Here is a 19,948-nt window from a genome sequence, read left to right as displayed (position 1 = left end):
GCTGTGAACACGGTGTCAGGCGCTGGCCTGGACACCGCGTGAAACTGCTTATGATGTCCGTCGCCCAAGCCTTACCGGTTTCTCCAGCGCGGGTCGCGCTTTTCAAGGAAGGCATTGATACCTTCTCTGGTGTCGTCGGCTTCGAACAGATCGACGAAGGCCTCGCGTTCTGCCGCGGCAATGCTTCCTGGGCCGAGGTTACGCATCGAGTCGATCAGCGGCTTGAGCGTGCGCACGGCGACCGGGCTTTGACGGGCGACGCGAGACGCAAGAAGCAGTGCGTGTCCCCGTGCCTCGCCCGGTTCCACCACTTGTTCAACCAAGCCGATACGCAGAGCAGTGTCTGCTGTGACCCGCTCACCGCATAGAATCATCCGCTTTGCCCATCCTTCGCCAACAAGCCAGGCAAGTGCCTGCGTGCCGCCTGCACAGGGCAACAGGCCGACCGAAGCCTCGGGTAAGCCCAGCTGGGCCTGTTGCTCGACGATACGTATGTCACACGCCAGTGCGCATTCCAGGCCCCCGCCGAGCGCGTAGCCGTTGATAGCAGCTATGGATACTCCACGAAACGCTCTCAGAGCCTGGAAGGCTTCCCCGAAGCGCTTTGCCATTTCGCGTGCGCGGGTGCGATCGCCATCGGCAAAGAGTTTGAGATCGGCGCCGGCGCTGAAGAATTTCTCACCCTGACCGGTGATGACCAGTGCATAGACCTCGTCGTCATGGTTGAGATGCTCGACGACCTGCTTGAGACCGATGAGAGATTCCCGGTCCCAGGTGTTGGCTGGTGGGTGATTGATCGTAATCAGCGCAGTATGACCATTCTTCTCGACGGTCAGCTTATGGGTCAGGTCAAAGAAGCCGGACTGATAGGATTCGAGTGCTGTGGTGCTCATGGCGATGGTCATCCTCGTTGGATCGAATGCACTTGGCTAGTCTGCATCAGATGCCCGAACGGCCGGAATTTTCCAAGGGGGCAATCGTTGAAACCAGCTTGCCTATAAGGCAAGTCTAATAGCGATCATTTCGATCTGACGAGGTGTCGTTCAGCGCCAACTTGAAAACCTTCGGAAAGAGATGGCGTGGCCCAAGGTGTGCTTGGGCGATCTAAAGCGGCCCAGCTGAGCCGGACCGCTTAGGTTGCGGTTATTGAAGCGCCAACGCTTGTCCAGCTGCGCGGCGCTCGGCCTGCCACTCAACGAGAGACGGCGCGGCTTGCTCGCCTGTAAGGCGATGGACGATCTCGAAATAGTCCTGCTTGAAGCGGTCTTTGAGCACGTCCTCGCGTGGCTTGACCCTAACCGCATAAACGGTCTGCACGTTTTGATGATCGAAGCGGCGCCATTCCTGTTCGTCTTTGAGCAGCCTGTAGCGGTGCCCTTCAAGCGCGGCGATTATTCGCTCGCTGTCCAGGCTGCGTGCTCGGGTCGCCGCGTCTGCCCATTGATAGACGATGCTATAGGCCGAGGCAGCCGAGCTGGGCGGGTGGGTCTGGTAGCGCTCGTCGTAATTCTGAACGAACTGCTTCCCGGCGACGGAGCCTTCGAGTTCCGGTACGCGCCAGGTCCAGGGTTCGGTGCCTAGAACGCCACGCATGATGTCCGGCCCCGCTGTTTCAACCATGCTCAACGTCAGGTTGGGTACTGCGACCTGCATTTTTTTGTTTAGCCCGAGTTCGTCTGCGATCCGCATCGCTCGTACCAAATCTTCGCCGAACAGCACCAACACCAGGACCTCCGTGTCGCTGTTGGCGACCTGTTCCAGCGCCTCGCGGTAGTCGGAGAGGCGCGCGCCCGGGAAAGCCGTCTTGATCCCCGGGTGTTGGTTAGCGTCCTGGGTGCCAGTGGCCTGGCGTAGTGAGCTTTCGCTGGTGTGGCCCCAGGTGTAATCGGACGTGATATAGAAGTAGCGTTTGTTGGGGAGTTGCTTGTTCAGGTATTGCCCCAGTACCTGGGCGCTCATCCATGCGTTATTGCACTCGCGAAACATGTAGCGATGGGCATCTTTTCCGGTGGTGTCGTTGGAGTAAGTAAGCGTGCCGAAGTAGAGTAGGCCACGTTCCTTGGCGCGTTTCCCCGCTGCGATAGCAACCGCACTCGAAGCGCCGCCAAACAGCATGACTGCACCTTCGGCGGCCAGCTTGTCAACGTTAGCGATGGCCTTTTCCGGCCTCGATGCAGAGTTGCGGGTCGATAGCCGAAGCGGTCGACCGAGCACACCTCCCTTTGAATTGATTTCGTCGATGGCCAGCAGAGCACCTCGCATCTGCGAAAGGCCTTCTTCTTTGTAGCTGCCGGTGCGGGGATAGTTCAGGCCGAGGGTTATGGGCTCGGCAGCTTCAACTGCCAGACAGAACCCCAGCCCTAGCGCGAGGAGCATGGTCCGTTTCATTGGATTCCTTGTTGTAATTATTTGTTGGTCGAAGTTTTTTACTGCCCGCTGCGGCTATTCGTCACGCACTCTTTGGTCGGAGGCGTCAACTCTTTCGCTCAGATGTGAAGTGGCTGACATTTTTCGGCGCTAGCGGGCATCAATGAACGGATGCGGGCGCTCGCCTTGACTGTCGTGGAGCCTTTCCTTAGGGTGCGGCGCCTCGGCAGATCAGGGCGACACCATGAATCAGAATGATCGCGTCAAGCTCGAAGACAGTTGGAAAGCGGCACTGCAGGCTGAATTCGAACAACCATACATGAAGGATCTGAGTGCTTTTCTGCGTCGAGAGAAGGCCGAAGGCAAGGTCATCTTTCCGCCGGGGCCGTTGATCTTCCACGCCTTGAATTCAACCCCGCTTGACAGCGTTCGGGTCGTGATTTTGGGTCAGGACCCCTACCACGGAGCAGGGCAGGCGCACGGATTGTGCTTTTCTGTCCAGCCTGGCGTGGCGCCTCCACCTTCACTGCAGAATATCTTTAAAGAACTCAAGCGCGACTTGAATCTGGATATTCCGAGCCATGGCTATCTTCAGCATTGGGCGGATCAAGGGGTGCTATTGCTCAACACTTCGCTGACGGTGGAGCAAGGAATGGCGGGGTCACATGCGAAGATGGGCTGGCAGCGCCTGACAGACCGGATCATCCAAGTGATAAGTGATAGCCGTTCGGATGTGGTGTTCATGCTATGGGGCGCGCATGCTCAGAGCAAAGCAGCGCTGATTGATCCGACTCGGCACCTGTTGCTGAAATCAGTCCATCCTTCGCCACTTTCCGCACATCGCGGTTTTATTGGCAACGGCCATTTCAGCCGAGCAAACCAGTTTCTGAAGCAGCAGGGATTAGAGCCAATAGACTGGCGGCTGCCGGAATCAGTCTGAGACGGCGCCAGGAAGCGCCGCTCAAACTTGGTGGGTTACTGCTGTTCGCCGTGCTTCGAAGCCAGCTCCTGAGCCTTGTTCAGGTGCTGCTCCAGAGTGTCCAGCGTCGACTGGGCGTACTGCTTGAGCTCAGCATTTTCACCGTTCTTGGCGTATTCGCGATAAAGCTCAATGGTCTGCTCATGGGCTACGACCTGGTTGTTCGCATAAGCCTCGTCGAAGTTTTCGCCCTCGCGCAGCTCAAGAATCATAGCCTTTGCCTGATCCATCAATGTCGCATCGTCAGACATTTCCAGATCTTCATGCTGGCGAGCCAAGTCGGCGAGCTTCTGGTTCGACTTGGTGTGATCGTCGATCATTTTCTGGGCAAACATCCTGATGTCTTCAGACTTGCTTTCGTTCAGGGCCAGCTTGGCTGCTTCAATTTCAGCGATGCCTTTTGCCGATGCTTCGTCTACGAAGTTTTCACCCTCTGCGGCGAGTGCGAAGTTAGCAGCAACACTGAAAAGCAGCGCCGCGGTTCCGGAAAAGAAAGTCTTGGTTGTGCGGTTCATCGTTAATCTCCTTCAACCTGGCAAGCTTATAGCGCGCAGGACAGTGCCAAGAGCGCAAGCAAGATGCGGCGAGAGTGCCGTCTATTTAATGACTAGGATCCGGCGGTAGCGGTTCCTTGCATCAGGTGAGCGGTCGTTCGATGAGGCAGCGCTGGGCAGTGAGGAGAAGGAGCGGGTGCCGGGCGACACCCGCAGGGAGGGGGATTTATTGAAGCATGCTCATCGCTGCGTTCATGGCAGCCGAGAGGTCTTCGTCCTCTTGCAGCAGGGTGCTGGGATCGAGCCCGAGCTTGTCGAATGCCGGGATCTGGTTCCAGTCGAGCTGCGTAAAGGGGTGTGAGGTGCCGATATAGCTTTGCAGTGTCGCTACCTGAACGATATCGACGTAATCCACCTTGGCTGAGACGCGGGAGAAATCCAGATGCTGGCTGGGGACTGTGGCGATCGGATCGGGAAATTCCCAGGTGCGCAGAATCTTCTCGCCGATAATTGGATGAATCCGATCGATGACATGATTAAGGCTGATCGAATCGCTGAGCAGCGCGCTGTGTTCTTCGGCGTAGGTCAGTATCGGCAGGACGCCAATCTGGTGGACAAGCCCAGCCAGCGTCGCCTGGTCGGCTGGAAGTCGGGTGAAGTTACGGCAGAGCACGTGGCTGATGGCCGCGATCTCAGTGCTCTTGTTCCAGACCTCACGCATCTTGCGGTCCACAACGTCAGTGGTGGCCTGGAACATTTGCTCCATGGCCAGGCCGGTCGCCAGGTTCGATGTGTAATTTATGCCGAGACGACTGATCGCCATCTGCAAATCATTTATTTCCCGGTTGGTGCGCAGCAAGGGGCTGTTAACCACTTTGATGATGCGCGCGGTGAGGGCGGTATCGTTACCGATTACCTTGGCCAGCGTCGGGATGCTTACGTCCGGATCTTCTGCGGCTTCGCGCACGCGTAGCGCAACTTCCGGGAGCGTTGGCAGGACCAGTTCGTCGTTTTCGATCGCCTGCGTCAGTTCCTGCTGGACCTTGTCTGCAAGAGTGCTCATGTCTTTCCTTACTGATAAAACGATGTGGGTGGCTGGCGAGGGCTAACGCTGGATCTCTCGATCCGCATCAAGCGTATAGGGCAACGCAAGCAAGGTCAGCGGTATGCCATCGGGGGAACCGAGAAACAGGCGTCCGTCCGCCGCTGCATCTTCCTGTAGTACGGCGAGCAGCTCAATCGTGTCCTCTGCGCCTGCTGCCAGAACTACCTCGCCGACGCTGGATCCATGCACCGGCGAGTAGAGCTCCAACCCAGCAGCCGGAAGCTCGGCGGTGCTGCTCTGCGCAGCCAGGCGATGCAGGCGGCGCTTCAGTTTGCCCAGGTATTGCATGCGCGCGACTATTTCCTGGCCGGTGTAGCACCCCTTCTTGAAGCTGACACCGCCCAATGCCTGGAGGTTGATCATTTGCGGGATGAACAGCTCACGGGTGGTGCCTACGACCTGGCCGATGCCTGCCCGAATCTGCGCTAGAAGCCAGCGATTTATCGGTGCTTCGGAGAGCTGGGCGGCCAGACGCGTTTGTATTGTTTCTGCGTCTTGTGCGTGGGCCCAGAGTTCGGCGCGACCGTCATGCAGGCGGACCGCAATCAGCCCATGCGCAGAAATGACAGCATCAGGCGTTTGAGGGAGGTCCAGACCAAGGCTTACAAGGGCGCCATCGCCTCCGTTGAGGCCGAAACGCACCCATTCGGTGGTCTCGTCATGCAGTTTGGATTTTGAAAACGCTGCATATTTCGAAAGGTCAGCCAGTTGCGATTGGACCAGGTCGCGGTCCATTGCCAGCAAATAGCCGTCGCTCTCCAGCAGGATGCGAAAGCTGGACTGCATCCGCCCCTTCGGGGTGCAGCGAGCGCCGAGGCTCGAGTGCTGGCCATCGATGTAGTTGAGGTTGCAGGTCAATTGGCCCTGCAGAAATTTGCTAGCATCCGCGCCGCGTACGGCCAGGACGCCTTCGTGCGACAAAACGCAAAAGAAAGCAGTGTCAGTCATGACGGGTCGCCGTGGGAAATCCGGACCGGCATCATAACAGGCCCTCAGCGAAATACAGTGTGCGCCAGCTGCCACTCCGCGGTCCCGCTAATGTATGTGCCGTCACTGCACGCCAATCGCTATAATGCCGGGCTTCAACTCAGGAGCACTTGCATGGTCGAACAATCCGAACTCAATCGTCTGTTCTGGCAAAGCCGGCGCGGCATGCTCGAACTCGACGTTCTGCTGGTGCCTTTTGTCAAAGAAGTTTACCCGCAGCTGGATGAAGAAAATCAGCGGCGCTACCGCAAGCTTTTGAGCTGCGAGGATCAAGACATGTTTGGCTGGTTCATGGAGCGAGCAGAGCCTGACGACGAAGACCTGCGCTACATGGTTCGTATGATTCTCGACCGTGTCCAGCCCAAGTAATCAGTCCTTCGATTGTGGTTGGGGAGCGTCTCGCCCTCTGCTGGTGGCCTATCTGGCTGTGATGCTGTTAGCCATCAGTACGCTGCTGATCCTGCCTGTACCGTTCTGGCTTCGTATGCTGGGGCTTGTCCTGTGCTTGCTGCATGCATGCTGGTCGTTACCTCGGCATATCCTGCTTTCAAGTGAAGCTGCCTGGCTTGGGCTGCGCCATGACGAGCATGGGTGGGCACTATGGAATCGTTGCGCGGGCTGGCAGCCCGTACAGTTGTTACCTGACAGCATCGCGTTGCCGCTGATGGTGATCGTGCGCTTCAAGGTCCCGGGCGACCGGTTCTCCCGCGGGGTCTGCGTTCCGCGCGGGGTGATGTCACCCGAGCAACATCGACGGTTGAGGCTCAGGTTGAAGTACAGTCGTCGTAGGTGGGCGGCGCCAGGATAGTGTCAATCGCATCAGGCAGTTGCTCTGGGTAATCCAGCGTGAAATGCAAACCACGGCTTTCCCTTCGCTGCATTGCCGAACGGATCATCAGTTCAGCCACAAGTGCCAGGTTGCGTAACTCGATGAGATCGCGACTGACCTTGTAGTTGCTGTAGAACTCGTCGATCTCCTGGAGTAGCAGGCGAACCCGGTGTTGCGCCCGCATGAGTCGCTTCGTCGTGCGGACGATGCCTACGTAGTCCCACATGAAGCGCCGCAGCTCATCCCAGTTGTGCGCGATAATCACGTCTTCATCAGAGTCTGTAACCTGAGACGCATCCCAGCTAGGAAGTGTTGCGGGCATATTGACCGAGGGTAGCTCGCGGAGCATGTCCTGAGCGGCAGCCCGGGCGTAGACGAAGCACTCGAGAAGAGAGTTGCTCGCCATGCGATTGGCGCCGTGCAGTCCGGTAAAGCTGGTCTCACCGATCGCGTAGAGGCCCGGTATATCGGTTCTGCCTGCCTGGTCGACCAGTACACCGCCGCACGTGTAGTGCGCCGCTGGGACTACAGGTATTGGCTCACGGGTGATGTCAATGCCGAACTCGAGGCAGCGTTCGTAAACGGTGGGAAAGTGCGCTTTGATGAACGTTTCGGGCTTGTCACTGATATCCAGATAGACACAGTCAACACCCAGCCGCTTCATCTCATGATCGATCGCGCGAGCCACGATGTCGCGTGGAGCCAATTCCGCACGGGGATCGAACCGGGGCATGAAGCGCTCGCCGTTCGGCAGCTTCAATACGGCTCCCTCGCCACGCAAGGCTTCAGTGATAAGAAAACTCTTGGCTTTGGGGTGGTAAAGGCAGGTTGGGTGAAACTGGTTGAATTCGAGATTCCCTACCCTGCAGCCTGCGCGCCATGCCATTGCAATACCGTCACCGCATGCGCTGTCAGGGTTGCTGGTATAAAGGTAGACTTTCGCGGCGCCGCCGGTAGCGACTACCGTGAACTTCGCGTGGAACGTGTCCACCTCTCCGTTAGCTCGATCCAGGACATAGGCGCCAAGGCAGCGGTTTCCACTCAGCCCCAGCTTGCGCTCGGTGATCAAATCTACGGCGACGCGCTGATGAAGCAGGTCGATATTTTCCCTGTCGTGAGCGCGGGAAAGCAGTGTATTGAAGATCGCAGCGCCAGTAGCGTCTGCAGCATGAATGATGCGCCTGTGGCTGTGCCCGCCTTCGCGGTTCAGATGATATTCAAAGCCATCATCGTCGCGCTCATTGTCTTCTCGAGTGAAGGGCACGCCTTGTTCAATCAGCCACTGGATGGCCTCTCGGCTGTGTTCGACTGTAAAGCGTACCGCGTCCTCATTGCAGAGCCCGCCGCCGGCAACGAGCGTATCTGCAACATGAGATTCTACGGTATCGCCCGTGTCCAACACGGCTGCAACTCCACCTTGAGCCCAATATGTGGAGCCATTCGCCAGATCGCCCTTGCTGAGCACGGCGATGCGTAGTGTCGGAGGCAGGTTGAGAGCCAGCGTCAATCCCGCGGCGCCGCTGCCAATGACGAGAACGTCGTATTGATGATGTTGGCTCATTTTGAGACTCGTGTTGAGGCGGGTCCTAGTATATAGGGCGCATCCCCATGCAAAATAGCTGCTCGTATCGATCTGGTGAATGGTTTGGAACTTTTCTTGCACGACTCTCTCTATACACAGTTGTGGATGCAGGCCGGCTGGCCATCGTTCGGTGGGCGGCGGGATTTTGCTGTGGGAACCAGAGGAGCGTCATTGAAGCGATTCGTTTCTAGGCGTTGCTCGGCAACGCCGTCAGGTGTGTTGCAGGAACGCTTGCTTGAAGGGGGAGAACTTTTGTGTAAAGCCCGGGTCTATTCTGGCAGGTCAGCTCGTAGGCGAGCGCAGCACTCCTACTGGGTCACGGAGGAGTGTTTATGCTAACCCAGGAGCAAGACCAGCAACTGGTTGAGCGAGTGCAGCGGGGAGATAAGCGGGCTTTCGATTTGTTGGTATTAAAGTACCAACACAAGATTCTTGGGTTGATCGTGCGCTTCGTACATGACTCTCACGAAGCCCAGGATGTTGCACAGGAAGCCTTTATCAAAGCCTATCGTGCCCTCGCAAATTTCCGCGGGGACAGTGCTTTTTATACATGGCTGTACCGTATCGCCATCAACACGGCAAAGAATCATCTGGTGGCCCGAGGGAGAAGGCCGCCTGACAGCGATGTAAGTTCCGAAGATGCTGAGTTCTATGAGGGGGATCACGCTCTCAAGGATATCGAGTCACCGGAGCGGTCGCTTCTCAGGGATGAAATTGAGGACACAGTTCATAGAACGATCCAACAACTTCCAGAAGATTTACGTACGGCTCTAACACTGCGTGAATTTGATGGTCTTAGTTATGAAGACATTGCAAACGTCATGCAGTGTCCGGTGGGTACGGTCCGCTCACGGATATTCCGGGCGCGGGAAGCCATCGATAAAGCATTGCAACCCTTGTTGCATGAATCCTGAGACAGCGGCGACAGCCAAGAGAGGAACCGCCATGAGTCGTGAAGCCCTGCATGAATCGCTGTCCGCGGTGATGGATAACGAAGCGGACGAGTTGGAATTACGTCGAGTGCTCGCCGCAGACGGCGACACCGCAATGCGATCAACCTGGTCGCGTTATCAGATCGCTCGTGCCGCGATGCACAGGGAGTTGATCGAGCCTCGTATGGATATCGCTGCGGCGGTCTCGGCCGCTTTGGCCGACGAGCCTGCTCTGGCACCGGCCAAGCCGCAACGCTTCGCTTGGAAGAATGTGGGCCGTCTTGCCGTAGCAGCTTCGGTTACCGTTGCTGTGCTGGCGGGTGTACGTCTGTACAATCAGAGCGAGGTTGCCGGCCCGCAGATTGCTCAGCAAGCCGCTCAGCCGACCATCGCAGTGCCTCAGGCCAATCAAGGTCCTGCAGTGCTGGCAGGCTACAGCGAAGGTGCTGTTGCGCCTGATGCGCAGGTGGTAGGTGCTGAGGCGTCGGCGGATAGCTGGCACGAGAAGCGGTTGCCGGCTTATGTTCGCCAGCATGCCCAGCAGGCGGCTTTTGGTAGTGGTTCGGAAAGCGCATTGCCGTATGCTCGGGCTGCCAGCATGGAAGATCGTTAAGGAGCAACATGCGTGTAATACCGCTGATTGTGGTGCTCGGAGGCTGGCTATCAACGCCGGCCTTCGCTGCTAGTGCTGAAGACTGGATGCAGCGTCTCGCTGATGCAGAACAGCAGCAGAGTTATCAGGGAACCTTTGTCTATGAGCGCAACGGGAGCTTTTCCAGTCATGCTGTCTGGCAGCTGGTAGAAGATCAGCAGTTGCGCGAGCGTTTGCTGCAGCTTGACGGCCCGGCTGCCGAAGTCTCGCTGGTAAACGGAAAGATCCAATGTGCCAGCGAAAATATGGCATCCCAAGTGAGGGACGCGACGCCTTGGCACCAGCACCGTTTAGATCCTGAAGCGCTTGCTGAGTGGTACAACTTCCAGGTGATTGGTGAGTCTCGAGTGGCGGGGCGACCCACGATCGCGCTCGCGATAAGGCCGAAAGACCAACACCGTTATGGCTTCGAGTTGCACCTCGACCAGGATACGGCGGTTCCGCTCAAGTCGCTCCTGCTCGATGAGAGCGGGCAGTTACTTGAGCGCTTTCAGTTTACAAACTTCGAACCTGGCTCTACCGAAGCGGCCGATGTCAAGGCGGGAGCGGACTGTAAGGCGGTCACGTTAGCCGATGAGCAAAAGTCGACTGCGGCAGCGTGGCGTTCTGATTGGCTTCCTGATGGTTTCAGGTTGCTGGATTCTAGCGTACGCCCCAGTCCTGCGTCTGACGCCTCCGTCACCTGGCTCTCGTATGGGGACGGAATGGCGCGCGTTTCGGTGTTTGTCGAGCCTTTGGGTGGCGCTGTTGTCGAGGATGCGCGCAGCCAGATGGGGCCGACTGTGGCTGTATCGAAGCGGATCTCCACGGCTGACGGCGACGTCATGGTCACTGTCATCGGCGAGGTACCGTTAGGCACGGCGGAGCGAATCGCGTTGTCCATGCGTGCGGATGCCGAACAGGCGGCGCGATGATCGAAGAGGTCGGCAGGGTAGTTGCGTTGGCGCCCGGCGCTGTTTGGGTGGAGACGAAGCGCAGCAGTACCTGTTCAAGCTGTTCAGTTAAGAATGGCTGCGGCCAGGGTGTCATGGACAGGCTTGGCATTCGCGAGCGTCGAAACTTGACGCTTGCGTTATGCGACCTTCGCCTTAGCGTCGGGGATGGCGTCGTCATCGGTGTGCAAGAGCGCACGCTGCTTCGTGGTGCTGCCCTTGTCTATCTGTTTCCGCTGATCGCATTGCTTCTGTCGGCCGCTGTTGCTTCGGCACTTTCAGCTGTCGAAGCTAACGTCATGCTGGCAGGTATTTGCGGTTTCGCCATCTCCTGGCTGGTCGTGTACAAGCGCAGCCAATACACAGCGTCAGATCCAGAGCTTCAGCCGGTGGTTCTGCGAGCTACGATGACAGTCACGGCTGCTGATCAAGCGGTCTGTTTGTAATTAGAGCCTGGACCTGGCTTCAGGGCGGCGGCTTTGCGTTTGGTCCTGCTTATTTTTGCTCAATCCAGCGCTGTTGCCGATGCGGAGCAATCGGTTCAAATGCTGCCTCGTCGCTTCGAACTGGCAGCAGCTCCCCGAGCTCAGCCGTTTCGATTTTCGAGCTGTTCCGAAGCGGTTGTGTCTTATCACCTCGATCAAGATCGCCTGGAAGGTAAAACTTCGGTAGGCAACCCCATACCAAGATCATTGTTCAGTACCGTGTATCGCTTTCATTCTCTGCTCGTCGGCTTCTTGGCACCAGGAAATTAGGTTCCAGGGTCCAGCGTGGCACTGGATAGACCTATCAGGTACACTTTGCGGCTATTTTCGGCGGGCAATCAGCCCGCGACGTATTAGAGTGTTGAGCTGTGAGCGACCTGAGTCATATCCGCAACTTTTCTATCATTGCGCACATCGATCATGGGAAGTCGACGCTGGCTGACCGTTTCATTCAGATGTGTGGCGGCTTGACCGAGCGTGAAATGAACGCCCAGGTACTTGATTCGATGGACCTCGAACGCGAGCGAGGTATCACGATCAAGGCGCACAGCGTCACGCTTTACTACAAGGCGAAGGACGGCATCACTTACCAGCTGAACTTCATCGATACGCCAGGGCACGTGGACTTTACCTATGAGGTAAGTCGCTCCTTGGCTGCCTGTGAGGGCGCACTGCTGGTGGTCGATGCGGGGCAGGGGGTCGAGGCGCAGTCGGTAGCCAACTGCTATACCGCCATCGAGCAGGGCCTGGAAGTAATGCCCGTGCTGAACAAGATGGATTTACCGCAGGCTGATCCGGATAAGGTCAAGGGCGAAATCGAGCACATTATCGGTATCGATGCGACTGATGCAGTGGCATGTAGCGCCAAGAGCGGCATGGGCGTAGACGATGTGCTAGAGCGACTGGTCGCGGTCATTCCGCCGCCGACGGGTGAAATTGATGCACCCCTGCAGGCGTTGATCATCGACTCCTGGTTCGACAACTATCTAGGTGTTGTCTCGCTGGTCCGCGTCCGTCATGGCCGCATCAAGAAGGGCGACAAGGTACTGGTGAAGTCCACGGGTAAAGTGCACCAGGTTGACAGCGTCGGCGTGTTCAACCCGAAACACACCACTACGGCTGACCTCAAAGCGGGTGAGGTGGGCTTCATCATCGCTGGCATCAAGGACATCCATGGTGCTCCGGTTGGTGACACCCTGACGCTTTCCAATACGCCTGACGTTGAAATGCTGCCTGGTTTCAAACGGGTCAAGCCGCAGGTCTATGCGGGACTGTTTCCCGTTAGCTCGGACGATTTCGAAGATTTTCGTGAGGCGCTGCAGAAGCTGACCCTCAACGATGCGGCGCTGCAGTACGAGCCCGAGAGCTCGGACGCGCTAGGCTTCGGCTTCCGTATCGGCTTCCTCGGTATGCTGCATATGGAGATCATCCAGGAGCGACTCGAGCGCGAGTACGACCTGGATCTGATCACTACGGCCCCGACCGTGGTCTATGAGCTGTTGTTGAAGAACGGCGACACCATCTATGTAGATAGCCCATCCAAACTGCCAGATCTTTCCTCGATCGAGGACATGCGCGAGCCCATCGTGCGCGCGAACATTCTTGTCCCTCAGGAGCATCTGGGCAGTGTCATCACGCTGTGTGTCGAGAAGCGTGGCGTCCAGCGCGATCTGCAGTTTCTCGGAACGCAGGTTCAAGTTCGCTATGACCTACCGATGAGCGAAGTGGTGCTCGACTTCTTCGATCGTCTCAAGTCGGTCAGCCGGGGTTACGCCTCGCTGGATTACAGCTTCGAGTGTTTCCAGTCGGCCAATCTGACTCGGCTCGATATTCTGATCAACGGTGACAAGGTCGATGCGTTGGCGCTGATTGTGCATCGCGACAATGCGCACTACAAAGGGCGCATTCTCGTCGAGAAGATGAAGGATCTGATTCCTCGGCAGATGTTCGACGTTGCCATCCAGGCCGCATTGGGAGGCCAGATCGTCGCCCGCAGTACGGTCAAGGCGCTGCGCAAGAACGTTCTCGCGAAATGCTATGGCGGTGACGTGAGCCGAAAACGCAAGCTTCTCGAGAAACAAAAGGCCGGTAAAAAACGGATGAAACAGGTCGGCAACGTTGAGATTCCGCAAGAAGCCTTCCTCGCCGTGCTCAAGGTAGATAGCTGACATGTCGATCAATTTCCCGCTGTTGCTGGTCATTGCCGTTGCGGTATGTGGATTCTTGGCTCTGCTCGACCTGCTGGTATTCGCGCCTCGTCGCCGGGCTGCCATAGCCAACTATGAAGGCCAGGCTGGGGAGCCTGATCAATCGACGCTGGACGCCTTGAGCAAAGAGCCAATCTTGATCGAGTACGGGAAATCCTTCTTTCCTGTTCTTGCAATCGTACTGGTGCTGCGCTCGTTTCTGGTCGAGCCCTTTCAGATTCCATCCGGTTCGATGATTCCCACGCTCGAGGTGGGGGATTTCATTCTGGTCAACAAGTTCGCCTACGGCATTCGGTTACCTGTCGTCGACACGAAGATCATTGATGTCAGTGATCCGAAACGTGGGGATGTGATGGTATTCAGATACCCCAGCGATCCCAACATCAACTACATCAAGCGTGTCATAGGTCTGCCCGGCGACGTGATTCGCTACAGCAGCGATAAGCGGCTGACTATCAATGGCGAGTTGGTACCCGAAATCCTCATTGGTGAGGAACCGGGAAGTCTGGGCAGTGCCAAGCTTTACCAGGAGAAGCTTGGCGAAGTGGAGCATCTTATTCGTAAGGAAATGGCACGTTATCGGATCGAGCCCAGCCGGGAGTGGCGGGTTCCGGAAGGCCATTACTTCATGATGGGCGACAACCGTGACAACTCAAACGACAGCCGTTACTGGCACGATGCCGCAATTCCTGCGGAACTGGCCGGCATGGTCCCGGACCGCAACATCGTCGGCAAGGCATTCGCGGTATGGATGAGCTGGCCCGATCCGAAGCTCAGCAGCCTTCCGCACTTTTCGCGCGTAGGATTGATTCACTGAGTCTGTGAATCAGGGCCCGGTTCCTGCGAGCCGGCCCGTTATATTTGCACAGCCCCGATCCGCGGGTAACGTACGACACAGAGGTCGACATGAGTTTCGCTCGTTCGCAAAAAGGGCTGTCCATGCTTAGCTGGATCATGGCGCTAGCGCTGGTGGCTTTTTTTGCCAGTACCGCATTCAGGATGCTGCCGCACTACTTCGACTATATGTCGATGGACAAGATCATCTCCGGGGTTGAAAGTGACAAGGCGCTAGACATTCGCACCGTGCGCGATTTCTACAGCCACGTGCGTAAAGGCATGGACGTCAATGGTATCCGCGACCTGAACCTCGAAGAGGCGATGAAAGTCGTGATTGAAAATAATGAGTTCAAGGTCCACTTGGACTACGAAAAACGCGAGCCCCTGATCCGCAATCTCGATCTGGTGGCGAACTTCGATAAAGAATATCGCCTAAGGATGCCGTGAGCACTTCGTTAGCCCGTCTCGAGCGCAGGCTCGGATATCAATTCAAAGACCAGGAGCTCATGCTCCTGGCTCTGACACATCGCAGCTATGCCGGACGCAATAATGAGCGTCTGGAGTTTCTTGGCGACGCGATTCTCAACTTCATCGCTGGCGAGGCGCTGTTCAACCACTTTCCTCAGGCCAAGGAGGGGCAACTCTCTCGCCTCCGGGCGCGTCTGGTGAAAGGTGAAACGCTGGCCGTTCTTGCCCGCGGGTTTGAGCTTGGTGATTACCTGCGGCTTGGTTCCGGCGAATTGAAAAGCGGTGGTTTCCGCCGCGAATCAATCCTTGCTGATACGCTGGAGGCCTTGATCGGCGCGATCTATCTGGACGCGGGCATAGAGGCGGCGCGTGATCGCGTACTTGCCTGGCTTGCCAACGAGCTGGAAGGGCTGACGCTCGTTGATACCAACAAAGATCCGAAGACGCGGTTGCAGGAGTTTCTGCAGTCGCGAGCGTGCGAACTGCCGAAGTACGAAGTGGTTGCGATCCAAGGTGAGCCGCATTGCCGCACCTTTTTCGTCGAGTGCCAGGTATCGTTGCTCAATGAGAAAACTCAAGGGCAGGGTGCTAGCCGGCGGATCGCCGAACAGGTTGCCGCTGCCTCGGCATTGATTGCGCTGGGCGTGGAGAACGGTAATGAATGACGAACAGATTGAAGGCGAAGACCTTACCCGTTGCGGCTATGTGGCCATCGTGGGAAGGCCCAACGTAGGCAAGTCGACCCTTCTCAACCACGTTCTGGGGCAGAAGCTCGCAATCACCTCTCGCAAGCCGCAGACCACTCGACACAATATGCTCGGGATCAAGACCGAGGGCGCCGTTCAAGCGGTGTATGTCGATACACCCGGTCTGCACAAGAATGGCGAAACGGCGCTGAATCGGTACATGAACCGTACCGCTTCTTCAGCGTTGAAGGATGTCGACGTAGTTGTCTTTGTAGTTGATCGTACCCGCTGGACGGATGAAGATCAGCTGGTTCTTGAACGCGTCCAGTACGTCGAAGGGCCGGTTATCGTTGCGGTGAACAAGACTGATCGCGTCGACGAAAAAAGCGAATTGCTGCCACATTTCGAATGGCTGGCTCAGCAGCTACCGAAAGCGGAGATCGTGCCGATTTCCGCTCAGCACGGACAGAATCTGGACGTGTTCGAGAAGTTGGTGGCCTCGCACTTGCCCGAAGGCGAGCATTTCTTTCCCGAGGACCAGATCACGGACCGCAGCAGCCGTTTCCTGGCCGCGGAGCTGGTACGCGAAAAGATCATGCGTCAGCTAGGCGCTGAGGTGCCGTATCAAATCACCGTCGAGATCGAAGATTTCAAGCAGCAAGGCCACGTGCTGCATATCCATGCGCTGATTCTCGTCGAGCGCGACGGCCAGAAGAAGATCATCATTGGAGACAAGGGCGAGCGCATCAAGCGTATCGGCCAGGAGGCACGCAAGGACATGGAAGTGCTGTTCGACTCCAAAGTCATGCTCAACCTCTGGGTAAAGGTGAAGAGCGGCTGGTCCGACGACGAGCGCGCACTTCACTCGCTCGGCTACAGCTGACGCTGACTAAGCCCGCAACCCGGCCCGACTGCTGCAGGCTATAGCGCTCGGGCAACCCACCCCGTTCCGTCTCTGTACGCGACCTCTATCCAATGACTGCTCAGACCGCCTTCGTGCTGCATAGCCGGCCCTATCGTGAAAGCAGTGCATTGGTGGATTTTTTTACTCCAGAAGGGCGGTTGCGCGCAGTGTTGCGTGGCGCGCGCGGCAAGGCCGGCACCTTGGCGCGTCCGTTCGTGCCCCTCGAGGTCGAGTTTCGCGGCCGCGGAGATCTGAAAAACGTGGGCCGGCTGGAGAGCGCTGGCCTGGCGTACTGGCTCGATGGCAACGCATTGTTCAGCGGCATGTACCTGAACGAGTTGCTGATTCGGTTGTTGCCCGCTGAAGACGCCCACCCTGCCATGTTCGATCACTACGCAGCGACCCTGACGGCGCTAGCAGCGAAGCGTCCGCTTGAGCCAATTCTTCGCTCATTCGAGTGGCGCCTGCTGTCCGAGCTTGGATACGGCTTTTCCCTGGAAACCGACATTGCCGGGCAGCCTGTCGTGAGTGCCGGGCTCTACCGGCTATTGCCTGAAACCGGCCTGGAGCAGGTCGGTCAATTTCAGCCTGGCCTGTTCAATGGGGCGGAACTCCTGGCAATGGCTGAGGCCGATTGGAATGTGCCGGGGGCGCTTGCCGCCGCAAAGAGACTCATGCGTCAGGCGTTGGCGCCGCATCTGGGTGGCCGACCGCTGGTTAGCCGTGAACTGTTCATGAATATCAAGGAGGTCCCGCGTGACTGAAGCCAATCGAATTCTTCTCGGCGTCAATGTCGATCATGTCGCGACTTTGCGGCAGGCACGAGGCACTCGCTATCCAGATCCGGTTAAGGCCGCGCTGGATGCAGAAGAGGCGGGGGCTGATGGTATTACGGTTCACCTACGTGAAGATCGTCGGCACATTCAAGAGCGCGACGTGCTGATCATGAAGGATGTGCTGCAGACCCGGATGAACTTCGAAATGGGCGTGACCGAGGCAATGCTGTCGTTTGCCGAGCAGCTACGCCCGGAGCATGTGTGCCTCGTCCCGGAAACGCGCCAGGAACTGACCACCGAAGGTGGTCTGGATGTGGCCGGACAGGAAGCTCGCATACGCGAAGCGGTCAGCCGGCTGGCTGCCTGCGGCGCTGAGGTGTCGCTGTTCATTGATGCCGATCCGCGTCAGATCGAAGCGGCCGCTCGTGTGGGGGCGCCGGCGATCGAACTGCACACCGGCCGCTACGCCGATGCCCATGGCTTGGCGGAGCGCACCCTCGAGCTTGCCCGAATTCGCGAAGGCGTCGAGTCCGGCTTGAGCCATGGCTTGATCGTCAATGCTGGCCACGGTCTGCACTACCACAATGCCGAAGCGATTGCCGCGATTCGTGGGGTCAACGAACTGAACATCGGCCACGCGATAGTTGCCCATGCGCTGTTCGTTGGGTTCAAGCAGGCAGTCAAGGAAATGAAGCACCTGATTCTTTCCGCGTCGGCCCGCGGTTAACGTTAAGCGGCCCGGCTGGCGTGTCGGGCCGCTCTGGGCTCTAACGGCGGAAGAACAGGTTCAGCAGGATGGTAACCACCACGCTGACGATGACCATTGAGGTGACAGGGATGAATGTTTGGCTGCGTCCGGACTCGATGCGGATATCGCCGGGGAGCTTGCCGAACCAGCTCAGTAATCCCGGTGTAAAGTGCAAGACGAGGCCTAGCGCAACCATCGCAGCCCTGCGCCAATCAGCCATTTCGCCATAAACCCTCCAATAGCCGTAGCCCCGGCAGCGCACGCGCTAGGGTTTGCGTGCGATAAGCACGGCGCGCATCGGTGCGGGCAACCCCTCGATGGTCTTGCTGTGATCCTGCGGATCAAGGAACTCGGGTAGTGACTGATAGCGCATCCAGTCCGTGCTGCGCTGCTCCTCGACGCTGGTGACGCTGACGTCCACGCAGCGCACATCGACAAAGCCTGCGCGGCGCAGCCAGCATTCCAGGGCCGCTACCGATGGCAGGAACCAGACATTGCGCATCTGCGCATAGCGGTCTTCAGGAACCAGGGCCGTGTGCTTGTCACCTTCAACCACCAGCGTTTCGAGGACCAGCTCACCGCCCTTGATCAGGCAATCCTTCAGATCCATCAGATGGTCGATAGGCGAGCGTCGATGGTAGAGCACGCCCATGGAAAACACGGTTTCGAAACCTTCGAGCTTGGCGGGAAGCTCCTCCAATGCCATAGGCAAATGCCAGACCGGCAGGGCGTCGAGATAACGCTTCATGGCGTGGAATTGGCAGAAGAACAGCCAGTTGGGATCTATTCCGACAACCGAGCCGGCGCCCGCCCCGAGCATGCGCCACATGTAGTAGCCGTTACCGCAACCGACATCGAGGATGCGCTTTCCGGTCAGATCCAGGTGCGGTGACACACGATCCCATTTCCAGTCCGACCGCCACTCAGTGTCGACATGCACGCCGAATACGTCGAAAGGCCCCTTGCGCCAGGGCGACAGGCCGAACAGCGCATCGTGAGTAACGGCCCGTGTGGCTTCGTCGCAATCGGCTTCCAGCCGGAACGCGTCACGCAGTTCGACGCGCGTGGGCTGAATCTCCGGCAATGCATCCACGGCACGTCGCCAGCGCGGCAGGTCGCCGTGGCCGATGGCGAGTTTGGCATCGAGTTGCGTTTGCAGACCGTTGGCCCAGGCAGCCAGCGGAGTGCCGGCCAGGCGCCAGGCGAGGGGAGTCAGGTCAAGGTTCATGGCAGGGCTATCAGGGAAGCGAAATTCAGGCACTGGAACCAGGGCACTACCTTGGAGAAGCCTGCATCCAGCAAGCGCTGACGGTGGGTTTCCAGGCTGTCGGGCTTCATCACGTTCTCGATGGCGCTGCGTTTCTGCGCGATTTCCAGTTCGCTGTAGCCGTTGGCGCGCTTGAACGCGATATGCAGGTCGGTGAGCAGGTCGTGTTCCTGCTCGTCCTCGAAGCGCAGCTTTTCCGAAAGGATCAACGCGCCGCCTGGCATCAGTGCATTGCGAATGGCGCCGAGCAGCGCGGGCCGCTGTTCCGGAGGGATGAACTGCAGAGTGAAATTGAGCGCGACCAACGAAGCAGGTTGTAACTTGAGCGCAAGCACGTCAGCTTCGATGACCTCGACCGGGAGTAGCTCCTGAAACATCGAGTCCTGCCCATGCAGATACTCGCGGCAGCGCTCAACCATCGCTGCGGAGTTATCGACGGCGATCACTTGGCAGTTATCAGTCTTGACGTGTCGACGCAGCGCCTGTGTCACCGCACCCAGCGAACAACCGAGGTCATACAGGCAGCTATTGGGCTGAGCGAACTGTGCAGCCAGCACACCGATGTTCTCGACGATGGTGGGGTAGCCCGGCACCGAGCGCTTGATCATGTCAGGGAACACCCGTACCACGTCTTCGTTGAAAACGAAGTCCTGGGGCTGGGCGAGGGGCTGGGCAAACAAGCGATCAGGTTCGTGGCTCACGGCGGTGTCT

At 57.8% G+C, this 19,948-nt stretch carries 23 protein-coding genes; 14 read left to right on the top strand and 9 right to left on the bottom strand.

Going from position 1 to position 19,948, the window contains the following annotated elements; all coding sequences use genetic code 11:
• Window positions 1–71: 71 nt before the first annotated feature.
• Both JQR87_RS14770 and JQR87_RS14765 read right to left on the bottom strand, forming a co-directional pair.
• Complete coding sequence (locus JQR87_RS14770) at window positions 72–893, bottom strand: enoyl-CoA hydratase (protein WP_407295793.1); 822 nt, start codon at window positions 891–893, stop codon at window positions 72–74.
• A 250-nt stretch (window positions 894–1,143) separates the two neighbouring features.
• Window positions 1,144–2,388 carry a substrate-binding protein gene (locus JQR87_RS14765; protein ID WP_407295796.1) on the bottom strand — a complete coding sequence of 415 codons (1,245 nt, stop codon included), beginning with the start codon at window positions 2,386–2,388 and terminating at the stop codon, window positions 1,144–1,146.
• Between the two features lie 223 nt (window positions 2,389–2,611).
• On the opposite strand from JQR87_RS14765, the gene ung reads away from it, so the two are divergent.
• Complete coding sequence (gene ung, locus JQR87_RS14760; protein WP_407295799.1) at window positions 2,612–3,307, top strand: uracil-DNA glycosylase; 696 nt, start codon at window positions 2,612–2,614, stop codon at window positions 3,305–3,307.
• A gap of 35 nt (window positions 3,308–3,342) precedes the next feature.
• On the opposite strand, the gene JQR87_RS14755 is transcribed toward ung, so the two are convergent.
• The 3 genes from JQR87_RS14755 to JQR87_RS14745 form a co-directional block, all read right to left on the bottom strand.
• Window positions 3,343–3,861, bottom strand: coding sequence for a DUF4142 domain-containing protein (locus tag JQR87_RS14755; RefSeq protein WP_407295802.1), 519 nt, complete (start codon window positions 3,859–3,861; stop codon window positions 3,343–3,345).
• Between the two features lie 205 nt (window positions 3,862–4,066).
• A complete protein-coding gene (locus JQR87_RS14750; protein WP_407295805.1) occupies window positions 4,067–4,903 on the bottom strand; it encodes an HDOD domain-containing protein in 837 nt (278 codons plus the stop codon).
• A 42-nt stretch (window positions 4,904–4,945) separates the two neighbouring features.
• A complete protein-coding gene (locus tag JQR87_RS14745; protein ID WP_407295807.1) occupies window positions 4,946–5,893 on the bottom strand; it encodes a YgfZ/GcvT domain-containing protein in 948 nt (315 codons plus the stop codon).
• 153 nt (window positions 5,894–6,046) lie between these two features.
• Between JQR87_RS14745 and JQR87_RS14740 the strand changes: the two genes are divergently transcribed.
• Window positions 6,047–6,301, top strand: a complete 255-nt coding sequence (locus JQR87_RS14740) for a succinate dehydrogenase assembly factor 2 (RefSeq protein WP_407295810.1) — start codon at window positions 6,047–6,049, stop codon at window positions 6,299–6,301.
• Window positions 6,285–6,740 (top strand): protein YgfX, encoded by a 456-nt coding sequence (locus JQR87_RS14735; protein ID WP_407295813.1) that lies wholly within the window; start codon window positions 6,285–6,287, stop codon window positions 6,738–6,740. The genes JQR87_RS14740 and JQR87_RS14735 overlap by 17 nt, the downstream gene beginning before the upstream one ends.
• On the opposite strand, the gene nadB is transcribed toward JQR87_RS14735, so the two are convergent.
• A complete protein-coding gene (gene nadB, locus JQR87_RS14730; protein WP_407295816.1) occupies window positions 6,697–8,322 on the bottom strand; it encodes an L-aspartate oxidase in 1,626 nt (541 codons plus the stop codon). The two genes, JQR87_RS14735 and nadB, sit on opposite strands and share 44 nt — an antisense overlap.
• 353 nt (window positions 8,323–8,675) lie before the next feature.
• On the opposite strand from nadB, the gene rpoE reads away from it, so the two are divergent.
• The 11 genes from rpoE to pdxJ all read left to right on the top strand — a co-directional run bounded on the left by rpoE (window position 8,676) and on the right by pdxJ (window position 17,949).
• Complete coding sequence (rpoE, locus tag JQR87_RS14725) at window positions 8,676–9,257, top strand: RNA polymerase sigma factor RpoE (RefSeq protein ID WP_222909169.1); 582 nt, start codon at window positions 8,676–8,678, stop codon at window positions 9,255–9,257.
• Between the two features lie 31 nt (window positions 9,258–9,288).
• A complete protein-coding gene (locus JQR87_RS14720) occupies window positions 9,289–9,888 on the top strand; it encodes a sigma-E factor negative regulatory protein (protein ID WP_407295820.1) in 600 nt (199 codons plus the stop codon).
• Window positions 9,889–9,896: 8 nt separating this feature from the next.
• Window positions 9,897–10,841 carry a MucB/RseB C-terminal domain-containing protein gene (locus JQR87_RS14715; RefSeq protein ID WP_407295823.1) on the top strand — a complete coding sequence of 315 codons (945 nt, stop codon included), beginning with the start codon at window positions 9,897–9,899 and terminating at the stop codon, window positions 10,839–10,841.
• Window positions 10,838–11,305 (top strand): SoxR reducing system RseC family protein, encoded by a 468-nt coding sequence (locus tag JQR87_RS14710; RefSeq protein ID WP_407295826.1) that lies wholly within the window; start codon window positions 10,838–10,840, stop codon window positions 11,303–11,305. The genes JQR87_RS14715 and JQR87_RS14710 overlap by 4 nt, the downstream gene beginning before the upstream one ends.
• 407 nt (window positions 11,306–11,712) lie before the next feature.
• Window positions 11,713–13,512 (top strand): translation elongation factor 4, encoded by a 1,800-nt coding sequence (gene lepA, locus JQR87_RS14705; RefSeq protein ID WP_407295829.1) that lies wholly within the window; start codon window positions 11,713–11,715, stop codon window positions 13,510–13,512.
• 1 nt (window position 13,513) lies between these two features.
• Entirely contained in the window at window positions 13,514–14,368 is an 855-nt protein-coding gene (gene lepB / locus JQR87_RS14700) for a signal peptidase I (RefSeq protein ID WP_407295832.1), read from the top strand.
• 89 nt (window positions 14,369–14,457) lie between these two features.
• On the top strand, window positions 14,458–14,835 hold the full coding sequence (locus tag JQR87_RS14695; RefSeq protein ID WP_407295834.1) for a DUF4845 domain-containing protein: 378 nt from the start codon (window positions 14,458–14,460) through the stop codon (window positions 14,833–14,835).
• Complete coding sequence (rnc, locus tag JQR87_RS14690; protein WP_407295837.1) at window positions 14,832–15,521, top strand: ribonuclease III; 690 nt, start codon at window positions 14,832–14,834, stop codon at window positions 15,519–15,521. Before JQR87_RS14695 ends, rnc begins: the two co-directional genes overlap by 4 nt.
• Window positions 15,514–16,425, top strand: coding sequence for a GTPase Era (era, locus tag JQR87_RS14685; protein ID WP_407295839.1), 912 nt, complete (start codon window positions 15,514–15,516; stop codon window positions 16,423–16,425). The genes rnc and era overlap by 8 nt, the downstream gene beginning before the upstream one ends.
• A 92-nt stretch (window positions 16,426–16,517) precedes the next feature.
• A complete protein-coding gene (recO, locus tag JQR87_RS14680) occupies window positions 16,518–17,210 on the top strand; it encodes a DNA repair protein RecO (protein ID WP_407295840.1) in 693 nt (230 codons plus the stop codon).
• Entirely contained in the window at window positions 17,203–17,949 is a 747-nt protein-coding gene (pdxJ, locus tag JQR87_RS14675; protein WP_407295843.1) for a pyridoxine 5'-phosphate synthase, read from the top strand. Before recO ends, pdxJ begins: the two co-directional genes overlap by 8 nt.
• A 40-nt stretch (window positions 17,950–17,989) precedes the next feature.
• Here the strand turns inward: pdxJ and JQR87_RS14670 are convergent, their stop codons facing one another.
• From JQR87_RS14670 to cmoA, 3 genes are read right to left on the bottom strand one after another with little or no spacing between them, the layout of a single operon-like run.
• Window positions 17,990–18,190, bottom strand: a complete 201-nt coding sequence (locus tag JQR87_RS14670; RefSeq protein ID WP_407295845.1) for a DUF2905 domain-containing protein — start codon at window positions 18,188–18,190, stop codon at window positions 17,990–17,992.
• A gap of 45 nt (window positions 18,191–18,235) precedes the next feature.
• Complete coding sequence (gene cmoB / locus JQR87_RS14665) at window positions 18,236–19,198, bottom strand: tRNA 5-methoxyuridine(34)/uridine 5-oxyacetic acid(34) synthase CmoB (protein WP_407295847.1); 963 nt, start codon at window positions 19,196–19,198, stop codon at window positions 18,236–18,238.
• Window positions 19,195–19,938 carry a carboxy-S-adenosyl-L-methionine synthase CmoA gene (gene cmoA, locus JQR87_RS14660; protein WP_407295849.1) on the bottom strand — a complete coding sequence of 248 codons (744 nt, stop codon included), beginning with the start codon at window positions 19,936–19,938 and terminating at the stop codon, window positions 19,195–19,197. Before cmoA ends, cmoB begins: the two co-directional genes overlap by 4 nt.
• Between the last annotated feature and the right edge of the window lie 10 nt (window positions 19,939–19,948).

The sequence above is a fragment of the Stutzerimonas stutzeri genome (assembly GCF_051028275.1).
GTDB lineage: Bacteria > Pseudomonadota > Gammaproteobacteria > Pseudomonadales > Pseudomonadaceae > Stutzerimonas > Stutzerimonas stutzeri_AS.
Note: the sequence above shows the minus strand (reverse complement) of the source record. Positions and strands in the feature narration are given on the sequence as shown.

Excerpts from the sequence above, each read along its gene's own strand:
- JQR87_RS14770 (WP_407295793.1), bottom strand. The coding sequence starts at position 893 with ATGAGCACCACAGCACTCGAATCCTATCAGTCCGGCTTCTTTGACCTG.
- JQR87_RS14765 (WP_407295796.1), bottom strand. The coding sequence starts at position 2,388 with ATGAAACGGACCATGCTCCTCGCGCTAGGGCTGGGGTTCTGTCTGGCA.
- ung (WP_407295799.1), top strand. The coding sequence starts at position 2,612 with ATGAATCAGAATGATCGCGTCAAGCTCGAAGACAGTTGGAAAGCGGCA.
- JQR87_RS14755 (WP_407295802.1), bottom strand. The coding sequence starts at position 3,861 with ATGAACCGCACAACCAAGACTTTCTTTTCCGGAACCGCGGCGCTGCTT.
- JQR87_RS14750 (WP_407295805.1), bottom strand. The coding sequence starts at position 4,903 with ATGAGCACTCTTGCAGACAAGGTCCAGCAGGAACTGACGCAGGCGATC.
- JQR87_RS14745 (WP_407295807.1), bottom strand. The coding sequence starts at position 5,893 with ATGACTGACACTGCTTTCTTTTGCGTTTTGTCGCACGAAGGCGTCCTG.
- JQR87_RS14740 (WP_407295810.1), top strand. The coding sequence starts at position 6,047 with ATGGTCGAACAATCCGAACTCAATCGTCTGTTCTGGCAAAGCCGGCGC.
- nadB (WP_407295816.1), bottom strand. The coding sequence starts at position 8,322 with ATGAGCCAACATCATCAATACGACGTTCTCGTCATTGGCAGCGGCGCC.
- rpoE (WP_222909169.1), top strand. The coding sequence starts at position 8,676 with ATGCTAACCCAGGAGCAAGACCAGCAACTGGTTGAGCGAGTGCAGCGG.
- JQR87_RS14720 (WP_407295820.1), top strand. The coding sequence starts at position 9,289 with ATGAGTCGTGAAGCCCTGCATGAATCGCTGTCCGCGGTGATGGATAAC.
- JQR87_RS14715 (WP_407295823.1), top strand. The coding sequence starts at position 9,897 with ATGCGTGTAATACCGCTGATTGTGGTGCTCGGAGGCTGGCTATCAACG.
- JQR87_RS14710 (WP_407295826.1), top strand. The coding sequence starts at position 10,838 with ATGATCGAAGAGGTCGGCAGGGTAGTTGCGTTGGCGCCCGGCGCTGTT.
- lepB (WP_407295832.1), top strand. The coding sequence starts at position 13,514 with ATGTCGATCAATTTCCCGCTGTTGCTGGTCATTGCCGTTGCGGTATGT.
- JQR87_RS14695 (WP_407295834.1), top strand. The coding sequence starts at position 14,458 with ATGAGTTTCGCTCGTTCGCAAAAAGGGCTGTCCATGCTTAGCTGGATC.
- era (WP_407295839.1), top strand. The coding sequence starts at position 15,514 with ATGAATGACGAACAGATTGAAGGCGAAGACCTTACCCGTTGCGGCTAT.
- recO (WP_407295840.1), top strand. The coding sequence starts at position 16,518 with ATGACTGCTCAGACCGCCTTCGTGCTGCATAGCCGGCCCTATCGTGAA.
- JQR87_RS14670 (WP_407295845.1), bottom strand. The coding sequence starts at position 18,190 with ATGGCTGATTGGCGCAGGGCTGCGATGGTTGCGCTAGGCCTCGTCTTG.
- cmoB (WP_407295847.1), bottom strand. The coding sequence starts at position 19,198 with ATGAACCTTGACCTGACTCCCCTCGCCTGGCGCCTGGCCGGCACTCCG.